Here is a 19,598-nt window from a genome sequence, read left to right on the forward strand (position 1 = left end):
GTCAGCCAAGCCCCTCCCAAGATCGAGCGTCGCGCCGTCGGCACCAAAGCGCCAGCCCACCGTGGCGGGCAGGCGCTAGCGCGGCGGTTGCCAAGGCAACCTTGATTCCGCGCTCAGGGTCTTCGTTCAATCGATTTCAGGCCAACACGGTCAATTTAAGACCGGTAATCCGCATTGATCGAGATGTAGCCATGCGTCAGGTCGCAGGTCCACACCGTGGCCGAACCCGCGCCCAGTCCAAGATCCACCGCGATCTCGATCTCGGGCTGTTTCATCACCGCAGCCCCCATCTCCTCGCGATAATCGGGCGAGACCCAACCTTTCTCGGCCACCAGGACGTCTCCGAAACGGATGGTCAGCAGGTCGCGATCTGCCGCCGCCCCTGATTTGCCGATGGCCATGACCACGCGGCCCCAGTTCGGATCTTCCCCCGCAATCGCGGTCTTCACCAGCGGCGAATTGGCGATCGACAGGGCGTGCATCCGCGCATCGGCGTCGCTCGCAGCCCCGGTGACCGAGACGGTCACGAATTTCGTGGCCCCTTCCCCGTCGCGCACGACCTGATGGGCGAGGTCCAGAAAGACCCGCTCCAGTGCCTCGGCGAAGACGGCGGTGTCGCGGCCCACACGCACCCCCGAAGCCCCCGTCGCTCCCATGAGGAGCGTGTCCGAGGTCGAGGTGTCGCTGTCCACGGTGATGCAGTTGAAGGTCCGGTCATTGATGCCCGAGACAAGCGCCTGCAGGTCCTCGCGGTCGATGGCCGCATCGGTGAAGATGTAGACCAGCATCGTCGCCATGTCGGGCGCGATCATGCCCGAGCCCTTGGCGATGCCCGCGATCTTCACGGGTGCGCCGTCGATCTCCACCTCGGCGGCTGCTCCCTTGGGGAAGGTGTCCGTGGTCATGATCGCCTGGGCCGCGCCCGCGATGCCGTCCTCGCTCAGATCCGCGACCAGATCGGCGACCTTCGCGGTGATCCGGTCATGCGGCAGCCGTTCGCCGATCACCCCGGTCGAGGAGGTGAAGACCCGGCCCGCAGGCAGGTCCATCGCCACCGACACCGCGTCGCACAGCGCCTGCACGGATGCTTCGCCCGCGCGGCCCGTGAAGGCGTTGGAATTGCCGGAATTCACGAGGATCGCGGCGCCGTCCCCTTCCTTGGGGTCCTGCCCGATCTTCGCCTGACAATCGAGCACCGGCGCCGAGCGCGTGGCGGAGCGTGTGAACACCCCCGCCACGGTCGAGCCCGGTGCCAGATGCGCGAGCATCACGTCCTGCCGACCGGCATAGCGGACGCCCGCCGCCGCGCTGGCGAAACGGACGCCCTTGATCACCGGCAGTTCCGGGAAGGCTTCGGGTGCCAGCGGCGAACGCGCGGTGATCTTGGCCATGTTACTGCATACCCAGAAGGTCCAGCCGGTTCAGCACTTCGGGGCTCAGCTCAGCCCCGGGGCGCGTCACTTCGGCACCGGCCACGACATCTTCGATGGCCGTCTGCATGGCCTCCTCGGAGAGGGTCTGAACGATCTGGTCGCGCACGGTCTCAAGCGCGGGCGCTTCCTTGATGCGCGTCTCGTTGAGCTTCACGACATGCCAGCCGAACTGCGTCTGCACGGGGCCGGACACCTCGCCCGCCTCCAGCGTTTCGACCGCGTCCTGGAACGGCGCGACCATCTGGCCCGCCTCGAACCAGCCGAGGCTGCCGCCGCTCGGTCCCGAAGGCCCGGTCGATTTCTCGCGCGCGAGCTCTGCGAAATCCGCGCCATTCTCAAGCTCGGTCACGAGGGAAGCGGCCTCTTCCTCGGTCTCCACGAGGATGTGCGAGGCGTTGTACTCAGTGCCCCCATCGCCGCCGAACTGCGCCTCATAAGCGGCCTGGATGTCGGCATCCGGGATCTCGTCCGGTGCGAGAACATCCATCGCCTGCGAGGACATCATCGCGCGGCGCTGGTTCTCGATGGCCAGACGCACGACCTCGGTCTCCTCGGCATCGTCCGATTGCGCCAGCGCTTCCTGCTGGATCATCTGGTCGAGGATGCCTTCGAACAGCACGTTCGCGGGCAGCTGTTGGTACTGCTCGGGCAGCGTGGTGCGCAGCATCAGCATGTGGCCCAGGGTGATTTCCTCGCCATTGACCGTCGCCATCACGGTGTCGAGGGCCACCTCTTCCTGCGCGAATGCCGGCGGCGCGAGCGCGATCAGTGCGGCAGTGACGATTTTCAGGCTCGATCGGGGCATGTATACACCTCTTTCTGCGGCCCGGCTCTGGGGCAGCGTTGACAGTCAGAAGACCGGCCCTTACATCGCCACATGGCTCTGCGAAGCCGGTCTTTTCTCCCCGTTTGTGTATGAGCTCGGTGCGAGACGGGCAAGCAGATGTCGGCACACGAGATAGTGACAGGCGGAAGAGAGCGTATGCTAGGGTTCGGAACAATCGCGAAGAAGGTCTTCGGCACCCCGAATGACCGGAAAATCAAGGCGACCCGGCCCCTGGTCGATCGGATCAACGCCCTGGAGCCCGACTTCGAGGCCCTGGACGATGACGGCCTCAAGGCCAAGACCGAGGAGCTGAAAAAGCGCCACGCCGAGGGGGAAACCCTCGATGCGCTTCTGCCCGAAGCCTTCGCCAATTGCCGTGAAGCCGCCAAGCGCGCGCTGGGTCTGCGGGCCTTTGACGTGCAGCTCATGGGGGGCATCTTCCTGCATCAGGGCAATATCTCGGAGATGAAGACCGGCGAGGGCAAGACGCTGGTCGCGACCTTCCCGGCCTACCTGAATGCGCTGTCGGGCAAGGGCGTGCATATCGTCACCGTGAACGATTACCTCGCCCGCCGCGACGCGGACTGGATGTCGAAGGTCTACGGCGCGCTGGGGCTCACCACCGGCGTCGTCTACCCCCGCCAGCCCGAGGAAGAGAAGAAGGCCGCCTACCAGTCGGACATCACCTACGCCACGAACAACGAGCTGGGCTTCGACTATCTGCGCGACAACATGAAGTCCGAGTTGGACCAGATGTACCAGCGCGGCCACAACTACGCCGTGGTCGACGAGGTGGACTCGATCCTGATCGATGAGGCGCGCACGCCGCTCATCATTTCCGGGCCGAGCCAGGACCGCTCCGAGCTTTACGTGGGCATCGACAAGCTGATCCCCGAGCTTACCGAAGATCACTACGAGATCGACGAGAAGACCCGCAACGTGACCTTCACCGACGAGGGCAACGAGTTTCTCGAAGCGCGGCTCGTCGAGGCGGGCTTCGTGCCCGAGGGCCAGTCGCTTTACGATCCGGAATCGACCACGATCATCCACCATCTCAGCCAGGGCCTGCGCGCGCACAAGCTGTTCCAGCGCGACAAGGATTACATCGTCCGCGACGGCGAAGTGGTGCTGATCGACGAGTTTACCGGTCGCATGATGGCGGGCCGCCGGCTCTCCGACGGTCTGCACCAGGCCATCGAGGCCAAGGAAGGCGCCAATATCCAGCCCGAGAACGTCACCCTCGCAAGCGTCACGTTCCAGAACTACTTCCGCCTCTACAACAAGCTGTCGGGCATGACCGGCACCGCCTCCACCGAGGCCGAGGAATTCGCCGAGATCTACGGGCTAGGCGTCGTTGAAGTACCCACCAACAAGCCCATCGCCCGGATCGACGAGGATGACCGCGTCTATCGCACGGCCCGCGAAAAGTACGACGCCATCGTCGAGGAGATCCGCAAGGCGCATGACAATGGCCAGCCGGTCCTCGTCGGCACCACCTCGATCGAGAAGTCGGAGATGCTGTCGGACCTGCTGAAGAAGGCCGATCTGCCGCATAACGTCCTGAACGCGCGCCAGCACGAACAGGAAGCGCAGATCGTCGGCGATGCGGGCCTGCCCGGCGCCATCACCATCGCCACGAACATGGCGGGCCGCGGCACCGACATCAAACTCGGCGGCAATTTCGAGATGAAGGTGCAGGAGGCGCTGGCCGCCGATCCCGAGGGCAACCCCGACGAGATCCGCGCCCGCATCGAGGCCGAACAGGCCGATGACGAGGCGAAGGTCAAGGAATCGGGCGGGCTCTTCGTCCTTGCCACCGAACGCCACGAAAGCCGCCGCATCGACAACCAGCTGCGCGGCCGGTCCGGCCGTCAGGGGGATCCCGGCCGGTCCTCGTTCTTCCTGTCGCTCGATGACGACCTGATGCGCATCTTCGGCTCCGACCGTCTCGACAAGGTTCTGTCCTCGCTCGGCATGAAGGAAGGCGAGGCGATCGTGCACCCTTGGGTGAACAAGTCGCTGGAGCGCGCGCAATCCAAGGTCGAGGGCCGCAACTTCGACATCCGCAAGCAGCTGCTGAAATTCGACGACGTGATGAACGATCAGCGCAAGGTGATCTTCGGCCAGCGCCGCGAGATCATGGAAGCGGAGGATCTGTCGGAGGTCACCGACGACATGCGCGAAGAGGTGATCGACGATCTCGTGGATACCTACGCGCCGCCCAAAAGCTACGCCGATCAGTGGAATGCCGAGGGGCTCGACAAGGCCCTGAAGGAGACGCTGATGCTTGACCTGCCCATCGAGGCCTGGACCGAGGAAGACGGCGTCGATCAGGACGAGCTGCGGGAGCGGATCGAGAAGGCCGCGTCGCAGATGATGACCGAGAAGGCCGAGAAGTTCGGCCCCGAGGCCATGCGCCAGATCGAAAAGCAGCTTCTGCTGCAGACCATCGACGCCAAGTGGCGCGAGCATCTCCTGACGCTGGAGCATCTGCGCTCCGTCGTCGGCTTCCGTGGATATGCCCAGCGCGATCCGCTGAACGAGTACAAGACCGAAAGCTTCCAGCTCTTCGAAGCGATGCTCGACAGCCTGCGCGCTGAGGTCACGCAGAAGCTGTCACAGATCCAGCCCATGTCCGAAGAGCAGCGCCAGCAGCTTCTGGATGAGATGCGCCGCCAGCAGGCGCAGGCTCAGATGGCCGCGGCCCAGGCGCCCGCGGGCGCCGCCGAACCCGATGCCGAGGCGGCGGGCCCGGCCGTGGCAGCAAGGACCCCGCTGGTCGAAGGCTTCGACGAGACCAATCCCGATACCTGGGGCAATCCGGCCCGCAACAGCCCCTGCCCCTGCGGTTCGGGCAACAAGTTCAAGCATTGTCACGGGCGGCTGACCTGACGCAGCTTCTCTCAGTTCAAATCGACGTCGGAGAAATGCCCAGATGTTCGAAATAGCCACGTTGAAGCTTGTACGCAGGTACAGGAAGACGCGCCGGGCGATCCGGGATGCGAACCGAAAGCTGGGGCACTATTTCTATCCGATCAGCGATGATTACGACGTCGATAAACTGAGATTGGCGGCAATTCCCCACGCCATCGACAGCGCGCCGCAACATGAGACCTCCGGCGACGTGGCCGTCTATTCGACCTTTTGCGGCCCGTTGCTGTCCTTCACCTTCGACAAGAACAACAAGCCGAAGAACGTCCCGCATTACTTCATTTCCAACAATCCGCGCGTCCTGAAGATCGTCGCGAAGTTCGGTTGGAAACCGATCCTGTTGAACCTTCCGGTCAGCAACAACCCGGTGGAATCCGCCCATCAGGCGAAAATCGCGAAAGCCCTGCCGCATCTCTTTCCGGATCTGAAGAAGCACCGCTTCGTGGTCTATTCCGACGACAAGCAACGCATCGATCACGAGAAGGTAAAAACCGATATTGCCCTTCTGGACAGCGAGGGCAAAGCCATCGCCATGCGCCGCGCGCCGCATATCTCGGGCACGATCCTTTGGGAATTCGCAGCGACGATGATGCAGGAACGCTATCGACTCCAGGTCAACAAATTCGTGCCGTTTGTCGATAGAAGCATCCGCAACGGTGCGGAATTGAGCGATCAGGAACTGTTTCTGACCGACTATTCGGTCCGGGACCAAACCCACCCCGAGACCGTCCGGATCGCGGAGCGTTGGTACGAGGCCATCTGCGAATGCGGGATCGAGTGCCAGCTCTCCTTCGATATCATCGCCCAGAGCTATGACAGCATTCTCACGCTCGCCCCGAAGAAGAAAACCAAGGTGGAGATCGGCTCCGTGGCGCCGACCGCTCCCACCGCCTGAGCCGACCACGCTCAGAAAGTCGCGGCACACGTGACAGCCGCGGCTGACGTGGCGCGAACGAGATCAGGCCGCCCCTGCAGCCCGTTCGAAATGCGCTCAGGCGCGCGGGACACGCAGTCACCATAATGTCCTACAGATGGCATCGCATCGCCTCATCGCCGCCACGATGGGCGGGCACGTTACTCTCGAATGAAGCCGCCCTCCGGAGGTTCCGATGGCCAATCCCAAGACCCGTGCCCTCGCGATCGGCACTGCAACTTGTGCCTTTGCAATCGGCTATGTGATGCAATTCGGCATGCCCTTCACGGGCTCCGAAACCGGCCCCGTCGAAGTGACCGGCATTACCGACACCTCCGCTCCCACGGCGGAAAACACGGATGCGGCGCAACCGGCGGAGATGATGCCCATCACCGGTGCATCGGCCCTGCCGCAACTGCCCAGCCAGGACGCCGCCCCGGCCACGCTGCCGGCGAAACCCGTCGAGATGGCGGCCATCGACAGCGCGACCCTCTCCGATGCGACCTTGCCGGATGAGGCGCCCGAGGCCGGATTCGACTGCGACATCACCGCCGATGCGGAGGCCATCGCAGGCGCGATGGTCGCCCTCAGCGTGACGGCGCCCTGCCATGGCTCCGAACGCCTGACCGTGCACCATTCGGGCCTGATGTTTACCGCGACGATGCAGCCCGACGGCACCTTGTCGCTCGATGTGCCGGCTCTGTCCGAACGGGCCGTGTTCATCCTGTCCTATGCCTCGGGCGATGGCGCCATCGCACAGGCCGAAGTGCCATCCCTCGCCTTCTATGACCGCACGGCCCTGCAATGGCGCGGCGAAAGCGGCTTGCAGCTCCATGCCCGCGAAATGGGCGCCGAATACTTCGCCGACGGCCATATCTGGTCCGGTGCGCAGGGCTCCGTCGAAGCGGCCGCGCGCGGCGAAGGTGGTTTTCTGACCCGTCTCGGCGATGCCGCGGCCCCGGAGCCGCTCCTGGCGGAGGTCTATTCCTTCCCCGCAGGCACCGCGCAGACCAACGGTGACGTGTCGCTCAGCGTCGAGGCCGAGATCACCTCTGCAAATTGCGCCCGCGACATCGCCGCACAGACCCTGCACTGGCAATCCGAAGGCGCGCTCGCCACCCGTGAGCTGGCGCTTGCGATGCCCGAATGCGACGCGGTCGGCGATTTCCTCGTGCTCGACGACGTGGTGCGCGACATCGAGGTCGCAGCACGCTGATCTTCGCACGCCCAGCCACTTGATCTTCCCGGACCGGACGCGGACACTCGCGCCCGGTCCAGGCTTTTGGGAGGGGCGGTCATCCCGCATTTCGTCAGACTGATCCGCCATGGTTTGTGCATCGCACTGGCATGGGCGGCATGGTTGTCCGCGGCCGCAGCGCAGGCCGATGACGTGGTGCTGCGCAGCCAGGATGGCGGCGTGTCGATCACCGGCACGCTGCTGGGCTTCGATGGCGAATTCTACCGCATCGCCTCGCAATATGGCGAGCTGACGGTCGACAGCTCGGGCGTGCGCTGCGAAGGCGTGGCGTGCCCGTCGCTGACCGATTTCGTCGCGGAGCTGCGCCTGTCCGGATCGGGCACCATCGGCCGCGTTCTGCTGCCCGCCCTCATCGAAGGCTTTGCGCTGCGCGAAGGACTGGAGAGCACGCGCGAAGCCCCCTCCGACAGCCAGACGATCTACACGCTGAGCGATGGCGCCACGGGCAAACGGCTTGCGCGCTTCTACCTGACGAACTCCAACACCGATGAAGGCTTCGCCGATCTGTTAGCGGATGAGGCGGACATGGTCATGGCCCTGCGCGAGATCCGCCCCGACGAGGCTGCCCGTGCCGCGGAGGCGGGTCTCGGCGATCTGCGGCAGGCGAAGTGGAGCCGGGTCCTGGCCCTCGATGCGCTGGTGCCCGTCGTGTCGGGGACGAACCCCGTGGAGGCGATATCCATCGCGGCCCTCGAGGGCATTCTGGCCGGACGGATCGACAATTGGGCCGATCTCGGCGGGCCCGACGCGCCGATCACCCTGCACCTGCCCGCCGCGACCTCGGGTCTGGCGCAGACCATCGAACGACGGCTGCTCGATGCCCGCGCGGATGGCGTTGCGGGCAGCGTGATCCGGCATGGCGCACAGGACGTGCTGGCCGGCGCGGTTGCGATCGACCCGTTCGGCCTGGGCATTGCCAGCTTCTCCGAGACCGGGTTGGCCCGGCCGCTTGCGCTCACGGGCGCATGCGGGTTCAGCCTGCGCGCGACCCGTCGGACCATCAAGACCGAGGATTGGCCGCTCACCGCGCCCATGTTCCTCTACCTGCCCGCCCGGCGCCTACCAAAGATCGCCCGCGATTTCCTCGCCTATTCGGCCTCTGCGCCCGCGCAGAACGTGATCCGCCGCGTGGGCTTTACCGATCAGGCGGCCGAAGAGGTGCCGGTGGCCGATCAGGGCGCGCGGCTTGCCAATGCGATTGCCGTGGCCGACGGCGAGGCCGGGCTGGCCGAACTCAAGCGCCTGCAGAGCACGCTGGGCCCGCGCCGCCGCCTGACCACCTCGTTCCGGTTCGAGCCGGGATCGGCCCGGCTTGATGCGCAATCGCGGGCCAATGTGGAAACGCTGGCCGCCGCCATCGAAGCCGGGGTCTACGACACGCGGGATATCCTGTTCGCGGGCTTTTCCGATGGGGTCGGACCGGCCAGCGCCAACCGCGCCATTGCCCGTAAACGGGCAGAGGCAGTGCGGCAGGCCGTCCTCGATGCCGCGGAGGCTGCCGATCCCACGCGCCTGTCCACCAGTGCCGACGCTTTCGGAGAGGCGATGCCCATGGCTTGCGATGACACCACCTGGGGCCGCGGCGCGAACCGTCGGGTCGAGATCTGGCTCGACTGAGCCCGCACCCCGCGGCTCAGATCAGGCCTTCGGCGCGGAAACTCAGCTCCCGGCTTTTGCCGATGACAAGGTGGTCGTGCAACGTCACACCCAGCGCCGTGCCCGCTCGTGCGATTTCTTCGGTCATGGCGATGTCGGCCTGAGACGGCGACGGATCCCCCGACGGGTGATTATGCACGAGGATCAGCGCCGAGGCGTTGATCTCGAGCGCGCGCTTGATGACCTCGCGCGGGTAGACCGGCACGTGATCGACCGTGCCCCGCGCCTGTGCCTCGTCGGCAATGAGAACGTTCTTGCGATCAAGGAACAGCACGCGGAATTCCTCGATATCCTTGTGGGACAATGCGGCGTGGCAATACTCCAGAAGCGCGTCCCAGCTTGAGACCACCGGCCGGTTCAGAACGCGGCCACGGGCCAGCCGCTGCGCTGCCGCCTCGACGATCTTCAACTCGCAGATCACCGCCTCGCCGATCCCCGCCACCTCGAGAAGCCGCGCCCGCGGCGCCGAGAGGACCCGCGCGAAATCGCCGAACGTGTCGATCAGAAGGCGCGCCAGCGGCTTCACGTCCCGTCGCGGGATGGCACGGAACAGCACCAGTTCCAGCATTTCGTAATCGGGCACCGCGTCTGCCCCGCCATTGGTAAACCGCTCGCGCAGCCGCTGGCGATGATCCCGGATATAGGACGGCAGAATCGGCCCGCCCGCATCCCGGCGCGGCGCCTCGAACAGGGTGCCCTGCGCGTCTGAAAAGCCTGAATATGTCATGGGGTCTGACTAGCGCACGGGACGTTAATGCGGCGTTAATCGCCTTTTCGCGTTTTTCCGGCGCGCCATTAACCAATGCGAAAGGGTTTCTCGCTCAGGTTGGGTCGGACCCTCCAGGTCCAGACGCTCGTTTCCCCTGACAGCGCGAAACCCGCCCGGAAATTCTCTGCCGGGCGGGTTTTTCTCAGGGCGATGGCGAGCCCTTTATTCAGCCGCGTCGCGCCGCGGCAGCACCCAGTCGGGCCGCGGAAAGTGGCAGGTATAGCCATTGGGAATCCGCTCCAGGTAATCCTGGTGCTCGGGCTCGGCTTCCCAGAAATCGCCCACGGGCTCCACCTCGGTCACCACGCGACCCGGCCAGAGGCCCGAGGCCTCCACATCCGCGATCGTGTCCTGAGCCACGGCCTTCTGTGCCTCATCGACGTAGTAGATCGCCGACCGGTAGGACATGCCGATATCGTTGCCCTGTCGGTTACGGGTGGTCGGGTCATGGATCTGGAAGAAATATTCCAGGATCCGCCGGTACGAGATGCGCGCGGGATCGAACCAGATCTCGATCCCTTCCGCATGGGTGCCATGATTGCGATAGGTCGCGTTCGGCACGTCGCCGCCCGTGTAGCCGACGCGCGTCTTCTCGACGCCGTCCATCTTCCGGATCAGGTCCTGCATGCCCCAGAAACAGCCGCCCGCCAGGACGGCGCGCTCAAGATTACTCATGCCCGTTCCTCCACTTGATCAAGGTATTTGCCGTAGCCCTCGGCCTCCATGTCGTCGCGATGGACGAAGCGGAGCGCCGCGGAATTGATGCAATAGCGCAGACCGCCCCGGTCCTGCGGCCCGTCCGGGAAGACGTGCCCAAGATGGCTGTCGCCATGCTTGGAGCGGACCTCGGTGCGGATCATCCCGTGGGTGGTGTCGCGCAGCTCGGTGATGTTCTCGGGCGCGATGGGCTTCACGAAGCTCGGCCATCCGCAGCCGGATTCATATTTCGACGACGACGCGAAAAGCGGCTCGCCCGAAACGATATCGACATAAATGCCCGGCTCCTTGTTGCCGAGATAGGCGCCCGTGCCCGGCCGTTCGGTGCCGTTTTCCTGCGTCACCCGGTAGCTTTCGGGATCGAGCGTGGCGATCACGTCAGGGTCTTTGCGGTACTCTGCCATGAAGTTCCCTTTCTTTCCTGGTCCCGCCTAATGTGGGTGCGCGGCGGGCAAAAACAAAGCGGTATGACAGAACGCCTCACGCGCGCGCGACATCCGGGCCGGACAGCCGCCCGACCGCCCATTCTGCCGCATCGCGCACCGTCTCGTCGGGATCCTCCAGAAGCCGTGCCGCGACGGCGCGCAGCCGGGACGATCCGGAATTCCCGATGGCGTAAAGCACGTTGCGCACGAAACGGTCCCGCCCGATCCGCTTGATGGGCGAGCCGGAGAACCGCGCACGGAACCCCGCATCGTCAAGTGCTGCCAATTCCGCAAGATCCGGCGCCAGAAGATCGTCGCGCGCGTGGTACTTCACCTCCCGCGCCTCGGCGGCGAACTTGTTCCACGGGCAGACCGCCAGGCAATCGTCGCATCCATAGATGCGGTTGCCCATTTGCGCGCGCAGATCCTCGGGCACCGGGCCCTTGTGCTCGATCGTCAGGTAGGAAATGCAGCGCCGCGCATCGAGCCTGTAGGGGGCCGGGAAGGCATCGGTCGGACAGATATCGAGGCAGGCGCGGCAGGATCCGCAATGATCCGTCTCGGGCGCGTCGCGGGTCAGATCGAGCGTGGTGAAGATCGCGCCCAGAAAGAACCACGACCCCATCTCGCGGCTGACGAGGTTGGTGTGCTTGCCCTGCCAGCCCAGCCCCGCGGCCTGCCCGAGCGGCTTTTCCGCGACCGGCGCGGTATCCACGAAGACCTTGATTTCCGGCGCCCCCTCGGCGGCATCGATCAGCCAGCGTCCGAGCCGCTTCAGCCGCTTCTTGACCACGTCGTGATAATCGCGGTTCTGCGCATAGACAGAAATCGCTGCACGCTCGGGCTGCTCCAGAATCTCAAGCGGGTCGTGATCGGGCGTGTAGGCCTCGCCCAGCATGATGATCGACCGCGCCTCGGGCCAGAGCGTCTGCGGATCGCCCCGCCAATGCGCGCGATCCTCGAGCCAGCCCATCTGCCCGTGATAGCCCTCGTCGAGAAAGGCGCGCAGCCGCTCCGGCACGTCCGGGATCGCATCGGGCCCCGTGATACGACAGCGGGTGAAGCCCACCGCCTGCGCCTCATCCTTCAGGCGCTCCGTCAGGTCCAAAACGGCCCCCGGCGCAGGTGGCGCTCAAAAGTCGAGATCGGCATAATGCTTGGGCGGCGGGAAGCCCGGCACCTGGTCTGTCAGGATGCGGCGGAAGGCGGGCCGCGACTTGATCTTGGCGTACCAGTCCTTGACCGTCGCCTGCCGGTTCCAGTCCACGTCCGAGATGTAGTCGAGCGACGACAGATGCGCGGCGGCGGCGAAATCCGCCAGCGTCATCACGTCGCCCGCGAGCCAGCGGCGGTGATCCAGTAGCCAGGCCATGTAATCGAGGTGATACTTGATCGCCTTGGCGCCCGCCTTGACGTTGGAACTGTCCGGAAAGCCCGCCTTCATGACCTTCTTGTTCACCCGCTCGTAAAGCAGTTTCGACGTCACTTCGGCGTGGAACTTGTCGTCGAACCAGCCGATCAGGCGGCGCACTTCATAGCGCGCATCGGCGTTCTTGGGCATTAGCGACGGCTCGGGATAGGCCTCCTCGATCCATTCGCAGATCGCGGCCGACTCGGCCATGGTCTTGCCGTCGATCTTCAGGACCGGGACCTTCGCGGCGGGATTGCGCCGGATGAAATCCGGATCCTTTTCCCAGTACCGTTCCTCGATCAGTTCGCACTCGATCCTCTTCTCGGCAAGGCTGAGACGGACCTTGCGGCAGAACGGGGAGAGGGGCACGTGGTAAAGCTTGGCCATTCGGGAACACGTTTTCTTTGAGAATACCCGTCGGTCATACTCCTGCCGGCGGGTCGGTTACAACACCTCGTCGCGAGGCCCGGCGGCGCTGCGCAGGCTTATGCGCGCTCGAAGCAATCCGCGCGTCCATCGCGCTCGATCGTGGCCGCCCCGTCCCGGATCGAGGCCGCGCGATTGCGCACGAAACGCGACGGATCACTGGCCGAGCGACCCTTGGGATCGGGCAGGATCGCGGCCAGCCGGGCGGCCTGCACGGGCGTCAGATCCAGCGCGGTGGTGCCGAAATAATGCCGCGCTGCGGCCTCCACGCCGAAGACGCCTTCATCGAACTCCGCTATGTTCAGGTAGACCTCGAGGATGCGCCGCTTGGGCCATGCGGCCTCCATCGCGGGCGTGATGACCGCCTCCAGCGCCTTTCGCGGCCAGGACCGCCCGTGCCAGAGATAGACGTTCTTCACCACCTGCTGGCTGATCGTCGAGGCGCCGCGATTGCCCCCCTCTTCGATGGCGGTGCGGATCGCGTTCATGTCGAAGCCCCAATGGGTGCAGAAATTTGCATCCTCCGCCGCCACGGCAGAGCGGAACATCACCGGCGCGATCCGGTCCGCATCGACCCAGTCGCGCTGCACTCCGTCAAGGCGGCGCGCCTCGGCCATGATGTAGGGCGTCGTGGGCGGGTTCACGACGCGGTAGAGCCCGACGCCCAGCCCGATCAGCACAATGACCGCCAACACCGCGCGAAAGCTCCATTTCAGCATGAACCGCACGGGGCGGATGCGCGGCTTGGTCTTTTTGGTCGTGCGGGATTTGGCGGCCATGTCTGCGTCTTAGCCTCGGGGCATCGCATCGGAAAGGGTCCCGGCATCACGACCGTTATGTGGGGGGTGATAATAGCCACGATGCCGGGTGCTGAACCGTGGGAGAATTGTCCACGATTTACGGACAATACCTTTCTATTGCGGGTTTTGGACGGGATTACGGTCCAATCGTGGCAAGAGTTGGACACCGCCGGACCGGCCCCGCGCGCGCAACGTCAGGCGGGCGCGGCCACTTCGACAGACAGGATCGTGGGCAAATGCCGCGCGATCTCGTGCCATTCCGCGCCCTCGTCGCGGGTGGCGAAGACCGACCCGGAATTGGTACCGAAGTAAATTCCGGCCGGCTCCTGCCGATCGCCCGCCATCGCCTGACGCAGCACGGTGAAGAAACACGCCTTCTGCGGCAGGCCTTCGCGTTGGGCCTCCCAGCTTTTCCCGCCATCGCTCGACCGCCATACCGCCGCAGCGGCCTCGGGCGGGTAGCGCCCCAGGCTGTCGCCGTTGAGCGGCAGCGTCCAGATCGTCTCGGGATCGCGCGGATGGACTCGGATCGGAAAGCCGAAGGTCGAGGGCAGGCCTTGGGTGATGTCGTCCCAGGACCGCCCGCCATCGGCAGACCGCCAGACCCCGTGATGGTTCTGCTGATACAGCACGGCGCCCGGTCCCGGCGCTTTCATCATGTTGTGCACGCAATGCCCGGTCTCGCCGTCGCGCGGGGCCGCCGGATGGGGATGATCGCCGCAAGCCTCTGCATTGGACAGCCGGTTGCGCCGTTGCCATGTCTTGCCACCATCCTCGGTCGCGAAGACCCCGGCGGCGGAAATGCCGACCCACAACGCATCCGCATTGCCCGGATCGCTGACGATCGTGTGCAGCGTCAGCCCGGCCGCTCCGGGCGCCCAGCTTTCCGCGGAGGGATGATCGGTCAGCGCCTCGATCCGCTCCCAGGTGACGCTACGGTCCCGGCTGACCAGCAAGGTCGCGGGCTTCGTCCCGGCATATAAAGCGCCATGGGCATAACCCAGGGACCAGACCTGCGCGAAATCGGTGCCGAAGGGCAGCGGCACATTCTCCCAGCCGATCATCGCGGCAAAGTCGGGATCGTTCTCGGCCCAGTCGTCGGTCATGCCGCGGGTCAGTCGGGTAAGTTCCCAAGTGGCGCCGCCATCCTCGGAGCGCCAGACCCCCGCGCCGGTCCATTCGCCACCGCCCCCCGCCCAGAGCGTACCGGTCTCGGGATCGGAGGCGAAGTGGTTGATGGCCCAGCCGTCGCAATGGGGCCCCTCGACCTCCCAGTCTCGGCGCGCGGCATCGCCCCTGAGCAGAAAGGCCCCTTTCGTCGTGCCGACGAGCACGGTCAGACCATCCGATGCCATGACGCCCTCCCTCGGATTCTGCTGCAGAGGATACAGCAAAATACCGCATTTCCCTACGGGATGCGGCTGGGCAGAAAAAACCGCGCGAGACCGGGGCCTCGCGCGGTGTCATGTCTTTCGGTCGGCGGACGGTTACTCCGCCGGAACCGCCTCGTTCTCGACACCCACGGGATGCGGCAGCTTGTCGAGCATCTCGATCGGGCAGACCTGCAGGAACTTGCCCTTCTCCTCATCCCAATGCTGCAGGATGTCGGCGGCTTTCACGCTGCGCGTCTCCTCCGCATGGGCTTCGATCAGGCGCTTCAGCTCGTTCTCCCAATGCGCCACGGTGACCGGGCAGGTCACGAGGCTTTCACGGTTGATCAGCGCATCCGCCTGTCCCTCGGGATCGTAGAGATAGGCCATGCCGCCGGTCATGCCCGCGCCGAAATTGGCCCCGATCGTGCCCAGGATCACCGCGACGCCGCCGGTCATGTATTCACACCCGTTGGAGCCGCAGCCCTCGACCACGACCTTCGCGCCGGAATTGCGCACGGCGAACCGCTCGCCCGCGCGGCCTGCCGCGAAGAGATGGCCATCGGTCGCACCGTAAAGGACGGTATTGCCGACGATGGTGTTCTCCGACGCCTTGAGCGGCGAATGCATCGGCGGCCGAACCACCACGATGCCACCCGACAGGCCCTTGCCGACATAATCGTTGGCATCGCCCGACACCTCAATCTTGAGGCCCGGTGCCGCGAAGGCGCCCAGCGACTGACCGGCGGAGCCCGTCAGCTTGACCGTCAGGTGATCCGGCTGCAGCGCGTTGCGCATGCCGAAGCGCTGAACGATGTGGCTCGAGGTACGGGTGCCCACGGTGCGGTCGGTGTTCTGCACCGCGTAAGACAGCTGCATCTTCTCGCCGTCATCGAGGAAGCGCGCGGCATCCTTGACGATCTCCGCATCGAGCGTGTCATCCACCTCGTTGCGCGGGCCGGTGCGGCTGTACGTCGTCTCCTCCGAGCCGTCGACGCGGATCAGAAGCGGGTTCAGGTCCAGATCGTCCAGGTGGTCCGAACCACGGCTGACCTGGTTCAGAAGATCCGCCCGGCCGACAACCTCATCGAGCGACCGCGCGCCGATGGAGGCGAGGATCTCGCGCACTTCCTGGGCGTAGAAGGTGATGAGGTTCACCACCTTGTCCGCATTGCCGGTGAACTTGGCGCGCAGCGCGTCATCCTGGGTACACACACCCACCGGGCAGGTGTTGGACTGGCACTGGCGCACCATGATGCAGCCCATCGCGATGAGTGCTGCGGTGCCGATGCCGTATTCCTCGGCGCCCATCATCGCTGCCATGACGATGTCGCGGCCCGTGCGCAGACCGCCATCCGTGCGCAGCGTGATGCGCGAGCGCAGGTTGTTCATCGACAGGACCTGATGCGCCTCGGTGAGGCCCATTTCCCAGGGCAGACCCGCATACTTGATCGAGGTCGCGGGGCTCGCCCCCGTGCCGCCATTATGGCCCGAGATCAGGATGACGTCGGCCTTGGCCTTCGCGACACCCGCCGCGATCGTGCCGACGCCCGAGGAGGCCACCAGCTTCACGGTCACCTTGGCCTTGGGGTTGATCTGCTTCAGGTCGTAGATCAGCTGCGCCAGATCCTCGATCGAGTAGATGTCGTGATGCGGCGGCGGCGAGATCAGCGTCACGCCCTTCGTCGAATGGCGCAGCTTGGCAATGAGATCGGTAACCTTCATCCCCGGAAGCTGACCGCCCTCGCCGGGCTTGGCGCCCTGCGCGACCTTGATCTCCAGCTCTTCGCAATTGAGCAGGTATTCCGCGGTCACGCCGAAGCGGCCCGAGGCCACCTGCTTGATCTTGGCGGAGCGGTTGTCGCCGTTCGCATCGGGCGTGAAATCCTTGGGATCCTCGCCGCCCTCGCCCGAGTCGGACTTCGCACCGATCCGGTTCATCGCGATGGACAGCGTCCGGTGCGCTTCGGGCGACAGCGCGCCCAGCGACATGCCCGGCGTCACGAAACGCTTGCGGATCGAGGTGATGCTCTCGACCTCCTCGATGGGGATCGACTTGCCCAGCGGCTTGATCGCCAGAAGGTCCCGCAGATGAATGGGCGGGTTGGCCTGCATCGCCTTGGAATAGGATTTCCACATCTCGTAGGACGCCTTGTTGCAGGCCGCCTGCAGCAGATGCATGGACTGCGCGCCCCAGGCATGGGTCTCGCCCGACTTGCGCGCCTTGTAGAAGCCGCCGATGGGCATCACGTCCTGCCCGCCTCGGAAGCCCAGCGCGTGGATTTCCTCGACCTTCTTCTGGATGCCCGAGACGCCGATGCCGGAGATACGGGAGATCATGCCCGGGAAGAACTCCGCACACATGGCGCGGCTCAGGCCCACCGCCTCGAAGTTGAGACCGCCGCGATAGGACGACACGACCGAGATCCCCATCTTCGACATGATCTTCAGGATGCCGAGATCGATCGCATCGCGGAAACGCTTCATCGCTTCGGTCAGCGTGCCATCCATCAGGCCGCGCCGGATGCGATCGGCGATGGTGTCTTCCGCCAGATACGGGTTCACCACCGTGGCACCGGCACCGATCAGCACCGCGAAGTAATGCGGGTCGATACATTCCGCCGAGCGCACGTTGAGCGAACAGAAGGTCCGCAGACCCTTGCGCGTCAGGTGGCTGTGCACGGCACTCGTCGCAAGGATCATCGGCATGCCGACGCGGTCCTCGCTCGCCGTGTGATCGGACAGCGTGATATGCCCCGCGCCCGAACGCACCGCGTCCTCGGCCTCCGCGCGGATCCGTTCGAGGTTCTCGCGCAGCACATTGGGCTTGCCGCCCGCCGGGAAGGTGCAGTCGATCTCGACCATCTCGGCGTTGAAATGGCCCTTCAGCGCTTCGAACTGGGCATTGCCGACGAAGGGCGTGTCGAGCACCAGGATCTCGGTCTGCGACGAGCTTTCGTCGAGCACGTTCTTGAGGTTGCCGAACCGTGTCTTCAGCGACATGACGCGGAATTCGCGCAAGCTGTCGATGGGCGGGTTGGTGACCTGGCTGAAGTTCTGACGGAAGTAATGCGACAGCGGGCGGTAGCGCTTGGACAGCACCGCCGACGGCGTGTCGTCGCCCATGGAGACGACGGTTTCCTTCCCGTCCTCGGCCATCGGCATGAGGATCTGCTCGATCTCCTCGATCGAGTAGCCTGCAGCGATCTGGCGGCGACGCAGCTCACCGCCCTCGAACAGCGGCGTCTCGGTCACATCCGACAGCGGCTCGTCAAGCTCGGTAATCTTGCCGACCCATTCGCCGAAGGGCCGTGCAGCGGCAAGGCGGTCCTTGATCTCCACATCGTGGAACAGCAGGCCCTCCTGCATGTCCACGGCGATCATCTGGCCGGGGCCAAGCGCGCCCTTTTCGCGCACCGTCGCCTCGTCGGTGGGGACCATGCCCGCCTCGGAGCCCGCGATCAGCAGATTGTCCCCCGTCACGACGTAGCGCATCGGGCGCAGGCCGTTCCGGTCAAGCCCGCCGCAGACCCAGCGGCCATCGGTCATGGCCAGGGCTGCGGGGCCGTCCCACGGCTCCATCACCGAGTTGCAGTAGGAATACATGTCGCGCCAAGCCTGCGGCAGCTCCTCGGCCTGCTTGGACCAGGATTCGGGCACCAGCATGGTCTTGGCCATGGGCGCATTCCGGCCCGCGCGCACGAGCACTTCGAACACGGCATCAAGCGCCGCCGAGTCCGACGCACCGCTCGCGATGATCGGCTTGATGTCGCCCGCCATGTCGCCGAACGTGGCCGAGGCCATGCGGATCTCGTGGCTCTTCATCCAGTTGATGTTGCCCTTGAGCGTGTTGATCTCGCCGTTATGGGCGAGCATGCGGAAGGGCTGCGCCAGCCACCATTGCGGGAAGGTGTTGGTGGAATAGCGCTGGTGATAGATCGCGAAGGCCGACTCAAAACGCTCGTCCTGAAGGTCGGGATAGAATTCCGCGACATCCTGCGCCAGCATCATGCCCTTGTAGATGATCGACCGGCAGCTGAGCGAGGCGATGTAGAGCTGGTTGATCGAGGCCGCGGCAGCCGCCTTCTCGATCCGGCGGCGGATCACATAGAGTTCGCGCTCGAACGTCTCTTCATCCACGCCCTTGGAGTTCGAGATCAGGATCTGCTCGATCTCGGGACGGGTCGCGTTGGCCTTCTCGCCCAGGCACTCGATGTTCACGGGAACGTGGCGCCAGCCGTAGATGTAATAGCCCATGCGCAGGACTTCGGTCTCCACGATGGTCCGGCAGGTTTCCTGTGCGCCGAAATCCGTCCGTGGCAGGAAAACCTGCCCCACGGCCATCAACTGATCCTTCTTTGGCGTGTGGCCCGTGCGCTCGATCTGGTCGTAGAAGAACGACACCGGGATCTGCACATGGATGCCCGCGCCATCACCGGTCTTGCCATCGGCATCGACCGCGCCGCGGTGCCAGATCGCCTTCAGCGCCGCGATGCCCGATTCAACCACCTTGCGGCTTTTCTTGCCGTCGATGGACACGACGAGGCCCACACCGCAGGAGGAATGCTCCTCCGCTTCGGAATAGAGCCCGTTCTCTTCAAGCCACTGGCGCTTGGCCTCCATCTCGGCGGCCCAGTTTGCATCATACTTGGTCATGGCGTTT

General features: G+C 65.0%; 14 protein-coding genes. 4 read left to right on the forward strand and 10 right to left on the reverse strand.

Going from position 1 to position 19,598, the window contains the following annotated elements; genetic code table 11:
• Positions 1 to 155: 155 nt before the first annotated feature.
• Positions 156 to 1,391 (reverse strand): bifunctional glutamate N-acetyltransferase/amino-acid acetyltransferase ArgJ, encoded by a 1,236-nt coding sequence (argJ, locus tag FIV09_RS15885; RefSeq protein WP_152451431.1) that lies wholly within the window; start codon positions 1,389 to 1,391, stop codon positions 156 to 158.
• Position 1,392: 1 nt separating this feature from the next.
• Positions 1,393 to 2,238, reverse strand: a complete 846-nt coding sequence (locus FIV09_RS15890; RefSeq protein ID WP_152451433.1) for a peptidylprolyl isomerase — start codon at positions 2,236 to 2,238, stop codon at positions 1,393 to 1,395.
• A 177-nt stretch (positions 2,239 to 2,415) separates the two neighbouring features.
• Here FIV09_RS15890 and secA point away from each other — a divergent pair, with 177 nt between their 5' ends.
• The 4 genes from secA (at position 2,416) to FIV09_RS15910 (ending at position 8,978) form a co-directional block, all read left to right on the forward strand.
• Positions 2,416 to 5,151, forward strand: a complete 2,736-nt coding sequence (gene secA, locus FIV09_RS15895) for a preprotein translocase subunit SecA (RefSeq protein WP_152451435.1) — start codon at positions 2,416 to 2,418, stop codon at positions 5,149 to 5,151.
• Positions 5,152 to 5,194: 43 nt separating this feature from the next.
• Complete coding sequence (locus FIV09_RS15900; RefSeq protein WP_152451437.1) at positions 5,195 to 6,085, forward strand: hypothetical protein; 891 nt, start codon at positions 5,195 to 5,197, stop codon at positions 6,083 to 6,085.
• A gap of 214 nt (positions 6,086 to 6,299) precedes the next feature.
• Positions 6,300 to 7,319, forward strand: a complete 1,020-nt coding sequence (locus tag FIV09_RS15905; protein ID WP_152451439.1) for a translocase — start codon at positions 6,300 to 6,302, stop codon at positions 7,317 to 7,319.
• A gap of 144 nt (positions 7,320 to 7,463) precedes the next feature.
• Positions 7,464 to 8,978, forward strand: coding sequence for a phosphate ABC transporter substrate-binding/OmpA family protein (locus FIV09_RS15910; RefSeq protein WP_254702249.1), 1,515 nt, complete (start codon positions 7,464 to 7,466; stop codon positions 8,976 to 8,978).
• A gap of 16 nt (positions 8,979 to 8,994) precedes the next feature.
• Here FIV09_RS15910 and radC read toward each other — a convergent pair whose 3' ends face one another.
• The 8 genes from radC to gltB all read right to left on the reverse strand — a co-directional run bounded on the left by radC (position 8,995) and on the right by gltB (position 19,591).
• The gene (gene radC / locus FIV09_RS15915; RefSeq protein WP_152451441.1) at positions 8,995 to 9,744 is read right to left on the reverse strand and encodes a DNA repair protein RadC; all 750 of its coding nucleotides are present in this window, start codon (positions 9,742 to 9,744) and stop codon (positions 8,995 to 8,997) included.
• A 204-nt stretch (positions 9,745 to 9,948) separates the two neighbouring features.
• On the reverse strand, positions 9,949 to 10,461 hold the full coding sequence (gene msrA / locus FIV09_RS15920; protein ID WP_152451443.1) for a peptide-methionine (S)-S-oxide reductase MsrA: 513 nt from the start codon (positions 10,459 to 10,461) through the stop codon (positions 9,949 to 9,951).
• Positions 10,458 to 10,907 carry a peptide-methionine (R)-S-oxide reductase MsrB gene (gene msrB / locus FIV09_RS15925; protein ID WP_152451445.1) on the reverse strand — a complete coding sequence of 150 codons (450 nt, stop codon included), beginning with the start codon at positions 10,905 to 10,907 and terminating at the stop codon, positions 10,458 to 10,460. The genes msrA and msrB overlap by 4 nt, the downstream gene beginning before the upstream one ends.
• A gap of 76 nt (positions 10,908 to 10,983) precedes the next feature.
• On the reverse strand, positions 10,984 to 12,036 hold the full coding sequence (gene queG, locus FIV09_RS15930) for a tRNA epoxyqueuosine(34) reductase QueG (RefSeq protein WP_254702250.1): 1,053 nt from the start codon (positions 12,034 to 12,036) through the stop codon (positions 10,984 to 10,986).
• 24 nt (positions 12,037 to 12,060) lie between these two features.
• Complete coding sequence (locus tag FIV09_RS15935; protein ID WP_152451447.1) at positions 12,061 to 12,726, reverse strand: glutathione S-transferase family protein; 666 nt, start codon at positions 12,724 to 12,726, stop codon at positions 12,061 to 12,063.
• Between the two features lie 98 nt (positions 12,727 to 12,824).
• Complete coding sequence (mtgA, locus tag FIV09_RS15940) at positions 12,825 to 13,544, reverse strand: monofunctional biosynthetic peptidoglycan transglycosylase (protein WP_152451449.1); 720 nt, start codon at positions 13,542 to 13,544, stop codon at positions 12,825 to 12,827.
• 215 nt (positions 13,545 to 13,759) lie between these two features.
• On the reverse strand, positions 13,760 to 14,920 hold the full coding sequence (locus tag FIV09_RS15945; RefSeq protein ID WP_152451451.1) for a sialidase family protein: 1,161 nt from the start codon (positions 14,918 to 14,920) through the stop codon (positions 13,760 to 13,762).
• Between the two features lie 132 nt (positions 14,921 to 15,052).
• A complete protein-coding gene (gene gltB / locus FIV09_RS15950; RefSeq protein ID WP_152451453.1) occupies positions 15,053 to 19,591 on the reverse strand; it encodes a glutamate synthase large subunit in 4,539 nt (1,512 codons plus the stop codon).
• Positions 19,592 to 19,598 lie beyond the last annotated feature (7 nt).

It is taken from the genome of Roseivivax sp. THAF197b, assembly GCF_009363255.1.
Taxonomy (GTDB): Bacteria; Pseudomonadota; Alphaproteobacteria; order Rhodobacterales; family Rhodobacteraceae; genus Roseivivax.